The following is a 12,202-nucleotide window of genomic DNA, read 5'->3' as shown; positions in this document are numbered from 1 at the left end:
GCCGGGTGGGCCGGGGGCCCCCCCCCGCGCGCCCCCCCGCCCGGGGGGCCCCCCGCCCCCACGCGTCCCGCGACTCCTCGCGGGCCGCCCCCCGGCGGGGGCCCCCCCCCCCACTGCGCACTCTCGGTTCGGAGAGGTTCAGTACAGGGACTGCGTCAGAGTGGCCGAGTACTCCCCGGCCTGAACGTCAACGACGGTCGTGTCTCCCTCAGTCACTGTCGGCAGAGTCACGCGGATGTTCGGCGTGTAGGTGGTGGACACATCGGGAAGGGTGATCCCTGTGCGGCTCAGCAGGGTGACCTGCTCGCTCATGTTCGAAGCCTCGCCCCAACTACCCACCGATGTGGTGGTCCCGTTGACGCCAGTGACCGCCGTGAGCCACATCCGGACGTTCTCGTTGCCGATGGGGGCGCCGCCGCCGGTGACGAAATCGGTGATGTCTGCCTTCAGCGTGTAGGACCGAGGACTCCCGGCTCGGTCATCCCGGATGCTCGGGGCAACCATCGCGCTGTTCGCTTGATCGCCACCGAAGTTGACGATCAGGGACGTGGAGGCCTGCGGGGCAACCGAAAAACGCAGTGATCCAGCAGAATTCTCGTTGACTGTCAGATTGACCGTCGTGTCCGCGGTGGCCGCAGCGGGTTGGGCGTTGGCGGCTGCCGCGGGCGCGACTAGTCCCAGCGCCGCGGCAACTGCGCATGCGCGGATGATCCTGTCGTTCATTGCACTTCCTCTAAGCTCGTAGAGATAAAAGGTGCCGTCCCGCGTCCCGATACGCGGGCAACCGGGAATCCGCCAACGGGATGGACGCACGACCAAATAAGGCGGTCGTCACGAACATTAGATGGACGGTTGTTTATCTCGCAACTCGCTCGGAGCCATCCGTTCACGAAGTGACAGTTCCACGGGCACAGGCTCCCTCCGCGAACTCACAGAGATCGTCACCTCCTGTGTGTTCGCCTGCGCCACGCCGCTCTCGTGCGCCGCTGAGCCAAAAGCCTCACCGCGCCGTCACCGCCCGCCGGGCACCTGGCTCTACGCCCGCAGTTGCGTGTCCTCGTGTGAGACGTCAGCCGCCCTCGGGCCACTCCACGTCTCGCACGACCTCGTTCCGCCGTAGGAACCACGTCGTGAAGGGCGGGTCGAACCGGGCGAACCTGGGCGAACCCGTTGCGACCAGCCCGGCGCGGGCGATCCCGGCCTCGAGCTCGGCCAGGTGACGTCGATAGGCCGACTCGCTCCACCGCCCTGAGTAGCGCACCGCCGCCGCGATCCGTTCAGGGACCTGCCTGACCCGCACCCGAGGATCGGCGGGAACCGGCGCGGTCGCGGCGGTCAGTGAGGCGGGCAGCACAAAGGCGACGACGTGCTCGCCGTCCTCCTCGGACTGGACCACCGGCGCGGTCATGGCGACCTTCTCGGAGCCGGGTGACTCCTGGACGACCGGTGCCGTCATGGCGATGGACCCGGCCGACTCGTTGTGACCGGTGATGTACCTGAAGAGCGCCCTGAATGCTTGGTTGCCCGCACTGCCGAAGGAACCGTGAACGGACACCTCCGCCACGGCATGGGAGGGGTACCGCCGCAGCTCGAACTTCGGGTATCGCTCGATCACCTCATACGGCTGCTGCTCGGTCATGAATCGACGGTACGCGCGTGTTCCGCCGGTGGCGACGCCGCGCGTCCAGCCACCGAAGAACGCCAGATGCACGCCTCTGTGCGCGGTGGTGCGGGTAGTAGATCGCGACGACGATCTCTGCGTCGACCCGGTATGGGAGCTGACGCTCGGAGGTTGCCGGTTTCGCGAGCCCACGTGGTGTCGAGAGGTGGGTCGGGCGGCTTGGCCAAAGGACTGAGGGCCGATCCTCTGCAACACGGATCAGCCCTCAGCTGAACTCAAGTCCCGAAGTAGCGGACCACGAATTCAGTTGCACGTCCCATAAGACGAACATTTGTGATTTGAGATGTTGTGGTAAATCGCTTCCCGGCACCACTGACAACGGGGCTTTCCTTCTTTTTCACACGCACAAGCCATTGCAAGAACACCTTCCCTCGGGGCCGCCAATTGCGTTGGCGGCTCGCTCAATACCAACAATTGTTATAATAACTATTCACTTGACCAATTGGCGGAATTGAGGCCACTCCTACGGTCGAATTCTCACCATTCATACGAATGTATGACAGCGCACTTACCAGGTTGCGCACGCGTGTCTAACGCAAGCTTCGGAGATGGCCCGCGTAGTTTTCCGCGCTCTGCTTGGTTCGCCGGACGTTTTCCGCCATCCTGTCGATCTCGTTCTGCGCCTGGCTGAGGCTGGTCATCATCTGCCCGATAGCGCCGCCCCCTCCTGTACCTAGGAGAGCCTGCAGTTGTCTGACGCTGGATCCGAGCTGGGTTTTAAGCCCCGCGATCTGCCTCTCGGTGGTGTCGCACTGTCGCGCGAGATTCTGGACGTCGGCGATCAGCTTGTCATGAACCGAACTCATCACAGTCTCCTCGCAATATCGTCAGCCGCCGATGACGCCTGCCTGATTCGCTGGGCGACTCCTTGCGCCATGGAACTCGCCGCCGCCAGCTGTTGAGCCATCTGCCGGTCTACGGTGGTCGACGTGTCCCCGGTTACCTGTGCAATCCGCGCGGACAAGTCCGTCAACGACCGTTGTTGACCACTCACCACCTGTAGGAGTTGGTTAAGTAAAGCGGCTGCGCGGATCACCGCCTGGCGCTCTTGTTGAACATCACTCATGGTGTTATCCCTTCGTCGGTGGGCGCGATGAATTGCAGGTCACAGGAAGACCACTGCGAGGACGGCAGCGAGGATTCCAATAGCCGTCAAGAGTGCCCACAACGCCGGGCCCGCCTTGAGACCGTCACCTCCGGAGGGCCGCCGGCTCGAGGGGGGCGACACGACGGGAGACTGCGCGACCTCCCTGCGGCGTGATGTGGCTTCTGAACGCGCCTTGTCCATCGCGGCCTGGCGCGCACGGGCTCGCTCTGCCAACTCGACCCGGCGGGCCTCAGCGTGCTCGGCCTGTTCAGCGGCCCTTCTCTCGGCGCGGTCGAGTCCGATCATGGTCGCCGCTTCGCGTTCAACGTGATCACCCAGTTCACTGAGCAACGCGACAATTGCCTCGGCCCCCAGGTCGTACTGCGCGAGTCCCTCGCCGTGCGCTGCCACCGGCGACAGACCCACGCTGGCGAGATGCTCCCGGATTCTCTGAATCTGGTGCTCGCTTTGTTCCCGTAGCCTGTCGAATCCCGCGAGTGCCTCTGCATGCTGCCGGTCGAGATGATCTCGCCTCCGAGCAATCTGGTCCTCGAGTTCCTGTCGACGGTTCTGATGGACTTCGTCCAGCGAAGCACGTTCGCCCAGCGCCGCTCGATACTCAGCCCAGGTAGAAGCGCTCATGGGGCGTCCCCGGCCGTCAGACTCGCTGAATCGAACGGCACGAGTATCCGCGACTGCCCCCGCTCGGTGTCGACGAGAGTGACCCGCGGCCACCCGTCGTCCGTTTCGATGTTCGGGTCGATCCGGCTCGCATCCGCCTGCCCTGACGTGAGCACGAGTCGCGAGATATCGCTTGCGAACCCGAACATTCCGAGGGTCGTAAAAGCGTGTGCCGATCGAAACCGCACCACGATCAGCACCCCACGCGTGGCCGCTATCGCGAGAGTCTGCCGAAAATCGTCGTAGAATCCGTCACCGCCATAGGGGCTGTTCTCTCCGCACCGCTGGATCATCGACAGGTCGTCGACCAGTACCAGGTGGTCGATACTCGATGAGGCATCGGCGTGCAGAGCAGACAAGGACCGCAGAAACTCGCCCGCTTCCTCGGACCCGACGCACGAAATCCTTCGCGGGTCCGTCGAACCACAGACTCCAGCCAGGATCTCCCGAGTCGTCTGACCTGCGGATTCGCGGCCAGCCGTCTGCAAGATGCTGACGTTCGACCGCGACGCCCGCGGGTGGAGGAGAACGGACACTGCAAGAGACCGCGTCACGGCATCCGCTACCTCGTCATCAGCTCCGATCACACCGATGCACCCGAGGCCAGTATCTGCCAGATCGAACCCCGCCACGGATCTCGATACCTCTATCGGCAGGCCGACTGCTGCAATCGCACCGGTGTAACCGCGGTCCCACGTACTGAACTCTCCACTAGCGAATGTCTCAGGTCGTTTCAGCGTCGCTTCCGGATCGCGATACCGATTCCACAGCTCGGCCCTGAGTTCGTCCAGGTGTGCCGGTTCTGCCCAGACCACGGTCCCTTCGACATTGGCCGCCGGATGACCGAGTTCTTCATTGACGATCACCCGCCCGCGCCCGGAGAGGTCGGCGGCCGCAAGGTTTCCAAACCCGAGAATGGACTCCGATTCCGCTGCAGTGTTCCTCAGGGACAAGCGGTTGTGGAACTGGGAGAAGATCGATTCCCGCTTCGTCCCCAGCGCCTGGATACCCGAGAGGGTCTGGGACGCCAGAACAAGATGAACCCCGTACGCACGCCCCTTTCGCGCGAGTTTTTCCAGCAACATCACTGCACGTTGTGCAACGGCGTCGTCGGGCTCGAACAGAGTCTGGAACTCGTCGGCCACCAGTAAGAGTCTCGGCATACTCTCCCCGCTCGCCTCGCGAAAGGATGCAAGGGACGTAACGCGAGCCGCCTTGAAAGCAGCTGCCCGACGGTCGAACTCTCCTACCAAGTGCTCCAGGACGGCGACACCGTAGGACCGGTCACTTTCCAGGCCGAGGACGGCCACGTGGGGTAGCCAGTCGTCGACGCCATCTGGAGCGAGCTGGGCAAACTCGATCCCTTCCTTGAAGTCGAGAAGGTACAGCCGGAGGTCGCGGGGGGAATACCTGTGCGCGAGGCTGTACAGCATCACCAGGAGCAAGTTCGATTTGCCGGATCCTGTGGCGCCTCCGATGAGCACGTTCGGCGTTGCCGGGTTGGCGGCGCCCATCCTCACCTCCAGCGGAGAAGCTCCTACCCGCCCGATCGTGGACACCAGAGCATCGGCACCGCGGTCCGTCCAGGTCGCCCTGGAGTCACCGAGCAGGGCTTCGAGCGTCATGGATCGGTCGGCTTGCGCGGCGATCGCCTCCGCCCACGCAAGGAGAACGTTGTTGCGTTGGACAACGTCCAGTGGCCGATCCCGAGTGACCATCCCAAAGCTCGGTATCGAGATGTCGATCGTGGACTCGGAGACATCGACGGTGATCAGCCCGCTGTCCAGGTCGAGTTTACGGTCGCTCCCGAGATCAATCGGGCCGGCTGCCGTCCCCGGGGTCTCGATCAGCACGGCCACTCCGCGACCGCTACAGCCGGCAATCAACTGCGCCAACGAGTCGGCAGCACGTCCGCGCAGTCCCTCGGGTGCGTCGAGGACCACGACGAGGTTGAACGGTCCTCGATCGCCCGGGGGCAGATCGGCGAACGAGCCGGCACCTGCCAGGTTCATCTTCTCGGCGGCAGTGGCGAGATCTCCCACCATGCGGTCGACCTCCGCGATGAATGTCTCCTCGACGTGGTGAGCGGGCGCGAAGCACGCGGGCAACACCTCCCTCAGGAGCGAGGTGAAGCCCATTGCTGCTCTCAGCCGCGGATCGAACAAGGTGAGTTGAAGAGCCTCGGGAGGGTGTGCCAACGTTGCTCGGACCACGACCTCGGCTATCAGATCGCGTGCGCCGGTCCCGGTGACTCGCCAACCCGGCACGGTGGTGAAGGGGAGAAGTGCTGGTGCGCCTGTGGACGCGTGTGTGCCGATGCGCAGAGCCCCGGGGGCCGTGGTTACAACCGGCGGGTTGCCCCACACTGAGCTCGTCCATTCCGCGCCTGCCGTTCCCGGCGCCACGCTGGCCACGGTGTCGTGCAGTCTTGAGCTGACTCGGAGCCCATCCCGGCGCGTTTGCGCGTCGAGCTCCGCGAGCTCCCGCTCCGCGAGCTCCTGGAGAACGTGGGCGGCGGCCAGTGCCCGCTCCGTGATCGCACCGTGGAGAGTTCGAAGACTCTCACTCAACGCCGCGTCGAGCGTCCCTGCCCTCTCCGCATGCGCGGCAAGCGCGCTGGCACAGATTTCTTTCGCACCGGCGATCGAGGGCCCGGAACCGTCCGCCGCCCTCATTCCGGGCTCTCCGGCGGTTCACCGCTGGCCACCACCACCTCGGCGGGTCGGATCACCCGGCCGTCGAGCACGATGCCGCGGCGCTCGGTCGCGAGAATTGTGCCCTTCGGAGCGGCGTCCGCGCGTTTGGAAACCACCCTGTGAACGGAGGGATCGATCAATCCCCGCGTGGGGATCAAGTCGATGCCGAACTCCTCCAGCACGTCCGCGATCTCCTCGCCCATGGACACTGCCAGCGGGTCTGGGTCCCCGTCCCACGTGTCGATTCGGTCGATGATCCCCAGGAGCCGAGACGCCAAAGGACGCAGGATTCGTGACTGGATCACCCGGTCGTCTATCTCCGACCGATCTTTCAACTCGGCCACGAAATCAGCTTTGATCCGGTCTTCGAGTAGCCTCCGGCGGAACAACTCCTCGAGCCCATCCAGTCGAGCGAGAATGACTCGGGACAGATCCTCATTCGATGCCGGAGGTAGGTCGACCGTGGACGGCGTCCCCGCTTCGCTGTCACCGTGCTGGGTCCACATCATGTCTCCTTTCAGACGTACCGGGCGGCGGCGATCATTTCGCGCGACCGTTCGACCTGTGCCGGGCTCATGGAATCCGGTCGTCGCACCTCCATCTCGCCCAGATGAATCTGATCGGTGAGATCGACCAATTGCACATGGATGATGCCGTCGACATCGGCAGAGAAGATCACTCGGAGTGGACTGTCCGCGGGCCGGTTCGGCGGAAGTTTGAGTATGGCTTCGCCAAGGAGGTCCACGGAATCTGCGGCGGCGCCATCCTCGTCTCCCACTGCGATCTGGAGCTTGACCACCTCTTGGTTGTCCACGGCGGTGCTGTAAGAGTCAGCGGTCACCTGTGACGGGATCGTGGTCTGGGGCGGCATCACGAGGCTCAGACACATTCGCTGCGTCTGATCCAGGGCGAGAACACCGATGCCCTGCGCGATCACATCCGCTAGCTCGACGCCGGGGGCGCCGGAGAGCGCCGGCAGCGATCCGGTCTGGTCCGCCTGGGACTGCTGCGCAATGATCGCAGCCCCTAACGCGACGGCGTGATCGGGATGAACCGACCGGTCCGGCACCCGGCCCGTGATGCGTTCAACGAGCCGACCCACCATCGGCATACGAGTGGATCCGCCAACCAAGATCACCTTGTCGAGCTCGGCGATGGACAGTCCAGCCACCTCCAGTGCCTCTTCGACGAGGCACTCCGTCCGGTAGAGAAGGTCATAGCTGGCTTGTTCGAACTCCTCGGCCGAGACCGAGAGTCGAGCAGTCTTCCCTCCACCCGAGATGTGCACCGATGTGGTGCTGGCCGTGGCCAGACGCCTCTTCGCACCCTCGATCTGCTGCATCGCGAGCGCGTGTTGCTCGACCGGAATCCGGTGCCCGGTCTCCGCTGCGAATTTGGCATCCACTAGAGCGAAAAGCTCATTGTTGAAATCGAACCCGCCGAGGTTTCGGTCCCCTGTCGATGCTCGCACGTCAAAGGTCTGTCCTCGGCAGTCCAAGATCGTGACGTCGAACGTGCCGCCCCCCAGGTCGTAGACGAGGAGGGTTCCCGTGAAGTCGTTGTCGAGCCCGAAACTCAGCGCCGCTGCGGTGGGTTCGTTGATCAGGCGCAGCACTCGTAGTCCCGCCAGTTCGGCGGCCTGCCGCGTTGCGCTGCGGTGCAGGTCCGAGAAGTACGCCGGAACCGTCACTACGGCGTCGGTGATCTCTTCGCCCAAGATCTCCTCGGCGCTCGAGACCAGACTGCCGAGGATGAGCGCGGAGATGTCCTCGGCCCGGTATTCATTGTCATTACTGGCCGGCATTACCAGGAAGTCACTGTTTCCCATTTGCCGCTTGACGTACATCACGACGTTGTCTTCTTCGAGGGCAGCGAGGTTTAGCGCCTCCGTCCCCACGGTGACTTCGTCCCCGTCGAAGTAGACCACTGAGGGGGTGACGTCATCCCCGTCCCGGTTGCGGACCATCTCCGGTTGCCCGGACCTCCCGATGATCCCCACCGCCGAATAGGTGGTGCCGAGGTCGATTCCCACCGCGCGTCCCATGCGGTCCTCCTGTTCCGTGACCGCCCGGGTCAACGACTGATCGCGGCTTTGGCGAGGACATCCCTGTCGTTGGACTTGTATCTGGGCACCCAACACACGAGGTACACGATGACGCCCGCCGCAATGGCCAGGACGAATCCGAGGAATAGCATGTCGAGCATTCCGGCCACGATGAGGACGATCAGGGGGGACAGGACGATTCCAGCCGCCCCGAGCAAGCCGTCTGCTGGAACGGAGAAGACTTTCTCCTCTGCCCGCGCTAGGAACTGTTCGATCCCATCGATGTGCTTCGCGGTCTCCTGGTCCGAGTTGTAGTGGCGCGCTTCGGCGATCAGTGGCTTGATTTCCGCGATCTCCGATGCCTGCGTGATCATGTACCGCCCGCGCCCGCTGAACTTCGGCGTCGACTCGGCCTTCTGGATGAGGAGCAGAGCATAGTAGTCGCCCACGATGGGTTGGCCGGCGAAGCGCTCCAGGTTGGACTTCATCAGTGCGATCGCGTTCCCGAGCTCGCCATTGTTTGACATGATGTTGGCGACGGCGACCAGGTACTGCGGGGCGGACGGATCCAGCCGCATGCAGGTTTGGTAGGTGGTCAGTGCATCGCCGAAGTCGCGCAGCTTCTCCTGGACCATTCCCAGTTGGAAGTGGGCCTCGGGGTCATTGGCTGCGATCTGGGTGGCCTGACGAGCTTCGTACAGCGCATCGCGGTCCTGTCCCAGCCCGGAGCTTGCGCGGGCTCGGAGCATCCAGGACTGAGCGCTGTTACCGATCGTATGGGTCGCCTCGCGCGCAGCGTAGGCGGCGGAGTGATAGTCGCCGCGGCTCAGAGCCCCGCGCGCCTCCTCCACCCAGTCGATCGTTCCCTCTCCCCGCGGTGCGGCTGTCGCCTGCTCGACGCCCTGGGTGTTCAGCTCCCGGTCGTACTGCTGCCGGCGCGCGGAGTCGTTGAGAATCTCATTCGCTTCTCTGAGCCGGGCCATCCACGTCTCTGCCTCCTGCCTCCGGCTGAGATCGGGCGAGTTGGTGGCCTTGCGCCATTCTCGGTACTTGCCTTTGTATGCGGTCGTTATCAGTTCGCCATCGGCGTTCCGAGGAATTTCTAGGAGAGCGTAGTAGTCAACTTTGACGGCCATCCGAACACTCGCTTTCGCTTCGCCACTTGCCGGGCCCCTCTGGCCCCGTAACCTGCTTCCTGAGAAAAGTTACCGATCTCCCACACTTCGGTCTGTCCCCCGATCACATGACATATGTGCTGGCCTGAACCGAGTCAGACCGAGGGCAGGACGATCCCAGGTCTTGGAATACGTAGCTGGCGCGACCACCGCTCGAACGACCCGAATTGCAGGGTGGTGGCGAGTACGGCTCGCAGTCGATTCCATCTACGCTGCCCCGGGCGGCAACGGCGGCAATCGCTCATCTGCCCCCACTAGCCGAGGCAAGAGCCCTGGCACATCAGATGATCTCTTGCGGTGAGCGCCGTCCGGCGTTCTACTGCGGACCGCGTGCCGGCGGGCGCCGGCGGCGAGGACGGCCGGCTCGGAGTCGGCGATCGAGTCCACGTAGAGGTCGAGGTGCGCCTGCGCCAGCACCGGGCAGTCGGGCCAGGTCGGCGCGCGGAAGTCGGGGACGGTCTGGCACGCGAGCGCGAACTCCCCCGGTTCACCCTCCGGCGGGAGAACGTCGACCCTGTCCGAGTAGTCATCGAATTCGCCACCCGAGCAGCGACGCGTAGAACTCGGCGAACTCGCGAGCATCGGGGCGGTCGAGTGCTACGACCACACGCCGCGCGGTGATCCCAGCCACGCTACAACCCGCGTGGAGGCTCCTCAAGAGTTCGTCGACTGGAACTCCGTGCCCATCCACCCATGTCACTGTCCCGCGCCATCCGGCTAAGCGTGGAGCCAGTGACCGGAACCGTGGCACTCCCCCGGTGAGACTCGAGAAAGGGCGACGACGACGAGGCCCACCACACCCCGATCGGCTCGCATCTGCCGGGCGAGGCCGAGGCCGCGGCCTGCCCGCGCTCCTCCTCCTCCTCCTCCTCCTCCGGAACTCCGACCCCTCCGGTTGCATAAGTCGACACTTATCTCATAGGGCGACGAGTAGGCCAATCGTCCACTCGCAGCCGCCGCCCACTGCGGTCCCCACATTCCTGGTAGCAGCAACAACAACGCCGCACCAGCCCCTCCGTGCAGAAACTAATCTTCACCGATACCAATCGGTAACCAACTTCTCAGCCTGTATACATCTCTTGAGCACACCCTCCGTGCCCGGCGCGAAGCCGAAACGTCCCCTCCCAGGAGCCCCATGTCCTCGCAGATGTCCTTGTCCCGTCGTCGCTTCCTCGCGAGTACCGGACTGGCCACCGGCGCAGCAGCAGCTGCGGCGCTCGCCTCGTCGTCGTCGTCCTCCGCGTCCCCGCTCCCCAGCCGCGCGCTGGCCGAGGGCGACCGCCTCCCCGCCCTGGTGATCGGCAGCGGTTACGGCGGCGCCGTGGCGGCGCTGCGCCTGACTCAGGCGGGGATCGCGACCCACATCGTGGAGATGGGCCGCAGCTGGGACACGCCGGGACCGGACGGCAAGATCTTCTCGGGGATGCTCAGCCCGGACAAGCGCTCCACCTGGCTCGCGGACACCACCAGCCAGCCGGTGAGCAAGTTCATCGGCATCGGGATCGACAAGAAGGTGGAGCGCTACGTCGGAATTCTGGACGCCGAGAAGTTCTCGGGGATCAGGGTGTACCAGGGCCGCGGCGTGGGCGGCGGCTCGCTGGTCAACGGCGGCATGGCGGTCACGCCCAAGCGCAGCCACTTCGAGCACATACTGCCGAACGTCGACTCGGCCCAGATGTACAACACCTACTTCCCGCGGGCGAACGCCGCCCTGGGCGTGAACCACGTGGACCAGGCGTGGTTCGAGTCGACCCCCTGGTACCAGTACGCCCGCGTGGGCCGTAAGACCGCTCAGCGCTCCGGGTTCTCCACCACCTTCGTCCCCAACGTCTACGACTTCGACTACATGAAGCGCGAGGCCGCGGGCACGGCGCCGGCCTCCGCGCTCGGCGGCGAGGTGATCTACGGCAACCACGCGGGCAAGAAGTCCCTGGACAAGACGTACCTCGCCCAGGCCGCCGCCACCGGCCGGCTCACCATCTCCCCGCTGCACCGGGTCACGGCCGTCGCCCCGGCCACCGGGGGCGGCTACCGGGTGACGATCGAGCAGATCGACGAGCAGGGCGTGGTAACCGCCACGAAGAACGTCACCGCCGACAAGGTCTTCTTTGCCGCCGGCAGCATCGGCACCAGCAAGCTGCTGGTGTCCATGAAGGGCCAGGGGCTGCTGCCCAACCTGTCCAACCAGGTGGGCGAGGGCTGGGGCAACAACGGCAACATCATGGTGGGGCGCGCGAACCACATGTGGGACGCCACCGGGTCCAAGCAGTCGACCATCCCCACCCTCGGGATCGACAACTGGGCCGACCCCATCTCGCCGATCTTCGCCGAGATCGCTCCCCTGCCGGCCGGGCTGGAGACCTACGTGAGCCTGTACCTGGCGATCGCCAACAACCCCGAGCGGGCCCGCTTCCTCTACAACTCCGCCACCGGCAAAGTGGACCTCTCCTGGACCGTGGCGCAGAACCAGCCGGGCATCGCCATGGCCAAGCGCGTCTTTGACAAGATCAACAAGAAGGAGGGCACGGTCTACCGCTCCGACCTCTTCGGCCTGAGCAAGACCTGGGGAGACGACTTCACCTACCACCCCCTGGGCGGCTGCCTACTGGGCAAGGCCACCGACAGCCACGGGCGGCTCCACGAGTACCCGGGCCTCTACGTGATGGACGGCTCCCTGGTCCCGGGCAATGTGGGTGTGAACCCGTTCGTCACCATCACCGCGCTCGCCGAGCGCAACATGGACGCCATCGTCGCCTCCGACCTGCAGTAGTCACCGCGCGCCGCCCGGTGACGACTGCACCGCCCCCCCCGGCCGCTGCCCCCCCCGGTGCCCGCCCG

10 protein-coding genes are annotated in these 12,202 nt (G+C 64.9%); 1 reads left to right on the top strand and 9 read right to left on the bottom strand.

Features of this window, described 5'->3' with window-relative positions; translation table 11 throughout:
- Positions 1-138: 138 nt before the first annotated feature.
- The 9 genes from R4P08_RS17375 to R4P08_RS17335 form a co-directional block, all read right to left on the bottom strand.
- On the bottom strand, positions 139-723 hold the full coding sequence (locus tag R4P08_RS17375; RefSeq protein ID WP_317815128.1) for a hypothetical protein: 585 nt from the start codon (positions 721-723) through the stop codon (positions 139-141).
- A 346-nt stretch (positions 724-1,069) separates the two neighbouring features.
- The gene (locus R4P08_RS17370; protein ID WP_317815127.1) at positions 1,070-1,639 is read right to left on the bottom strand and encodes a heme-binding protein; all 570 of its coding nucleotides are present in this window, start codon (positions 1,637-1,639) and stop codon (positions 1,070-1,072) included.
- 572 nt (positions 1,640-2,211) lie between these two features.
- Complete coding sequence (locus R4P08_RS17365) at positions 2,212-2,487, bottom strand: hypothetical protein (protein ID WP_317815126.1); 276 nt, start codon at positions 2,485-2,487, stop codon at positions 2,212-2,214.
- 299 nt (positions 2,488-2,786) lie between these two features.
- The gene (locus tag R4P08_RS17360) at positions 2,787-3,410 is read right to left on the bottom strand and encodes a hypothetical protein (protein ID WP_317815125.1); all 624 of its coding nucleotides are present in this window, start codon (positions 3,408-3,410) and stop codon (positions 2,787-2,789) included.
- Positions 3,407-6,124: an FtsK/SpoIIIE domain-containing protein gene (locus R4P08_RS17355; RefSeq protein ID WP_317815124.1), complete on the bottom strand. Its 2,718-nt coding sequence runs from the start codon at positions 6,122-6,124 to the stop codon at positions 3,407-3,409. Before R4P08_RS17355 ends, R4P08_RS17360 begins: the two co-directional genes overlap by 4 nt.
- Positions 6,121-6,651 (bottom strand): nucleotide exchange factor GrpE, encoded by a 531-nt coding sequence (locus tag R4P08_RS17350; protein WP_317815123.1) that lies wholly within the window; start codon positions 6,649-6,651, stop codon positions 6,121-6,123. Before R4P08_RS17350 ends, R4P08_RS17355 begins: the two co-directional genes overlap by 4 nt.
- A gap of 11 nt (positions 6,652-6,662) precedes the next feature.
- The gene (locus R4P08_RS17345) at positions 6,663-8,189 is read right to left on the bottom strand and encodes an Hsp70 family protein (protein WP_317815122.1); all 1,527 of its coding nucleotides are present in this window, start codon (positions 8,187-8,189) and stop codon (positions 6,663-6,665) included.
- 29 nt (positions 8,190-8,218) lie between these two features.
- Positions 8,219-9,325: a DnaJ domain-containing protein gene (locus R4P08_RS17340; RefSeq protein WP_317815121.1), complete on the bottom strand. Its 1,107-nt coding sequence runs from the start codon at positions 9,323-9,325 to the stop codon at positions 8,219-8,221.
- A gap of 246 nt (positions 9,326-9,571) precedes the next feature.
- Positions 9,572-9,946, bottom strand: coding sequence for a hypothetical protein (locus R4P08_RS17335; protein WP_317815119.1), 375 nt, complete (start codon positions 9,944-9,946; stop codon positions 9,572-9,574).
- 553 nt (positions 9,947-10,499) lie between these two features.
- Here R4P08_RS17335 and R4P08_RS17330 point away from each other — a divergent pair.
- On the top strand, positions 10,500-12,134 hold the full coding sequence (locus R4P08_RS17330; protein WP_317815118.1) for a GMC oxidoreductase: 1,635 nt from the start codon (positions 10,500-10,502) through the stop codon (positions 12,132-12,134).
- Positions 12,135-12,202: the final 68 nt, after the last annotated feature.

The organism is Rhodococcus sp. IEGM 1408 (assembly GCF_033142235.1).
In the GTDB taxonomy this organism is placed as follows: Bacteria; Actinomycetota; Actinomycetes; order Mycobacteriales; family Mycobacteriaceae; genus Dietzia.
This window is presented reverse-complemented; position numbering and strand designations above follow the sequence as displayed.

What these genes read in the sequence shown, in the direction of transcription:
- R4P08_RS17375 (WP_317815128.1), bottom strand. Translation starts at nt 723, where the DNA reads ATGAACGACAGGATCATCCGCGCATGCGCAGTTGCCGCGGCGCTGGGA.
- R4P08_RS17370 (WP_317815127.1), bottom strand. Translation starts at nt 1,639, where the DNA reads ATGACCGAGCAGCAGCCGTATGAGGTGATCGAGCGATACCCGAAGTTC.
- R4P08_RS17365 (WP_317815126.1), bottom strand. Translation starts at nt 2,487, where the DNA reads ATGAGTTCGGTTCATGACAAGCTGATCGCCGACGTCCAGAATCTCGCG.
- R4P08_RS17360 (WP_317815125.1), bottom strand. Translation starts at nt 3,410, where the DNA reads ATGAGCGCTTCTACCTGGGCTGAGTATCGAGCGGCGCTGGGCGAACGT.
- R4P08_RS17355 (WP_317815124.1), bottom strand. Translation starts at nt 6,124, where the DNA reads ATGAGGGCGGCGGACGGTTCCGGGCCCTCGATCGCCGGTGCGAAAGAA.
- R4P08_RS17350 (WP_317815123.1), bottom strand. Translation starts at nt 6,651, where the DNA reads ATGTGGACCCAGCACGGTGACAGCGAAGCGGGGACGCCGTCCACGGTC.
- R4P08_RS17345 (WP_317815122.1), bottom strand. Translation starts at nt 8,189, where the DNA reads ATGGGACGCGCGGTGGGAATCGACCTCGGCACCACCTATTCGGCGGTG.
- R4P08_RS17340 (WP_317815121.1), bottom strand. Translation starts at nt 9,325, where the DNA reads ATGGCCGTCAAAGTTGACTACTACGCTCTCCTAGAAATTCCTCGGAAC.
- R4P08_RS17335 (WP_317815119.1), bottom strand. Translation starts at nt 9,946, where the DNA reads ATGCTCGCGAGTTCGCCGAGTTCTACGCGTCGCTGCTCGGGTGGCGAA.
- R4P08_RS17330 (WP_317815118.1), top strand. Translation starts at nt 10,500, where the DNA reads ATGTCCTCGCAGATGTCCTTGTCCCGTCGTCGCTTCCTCGCGAGTACC.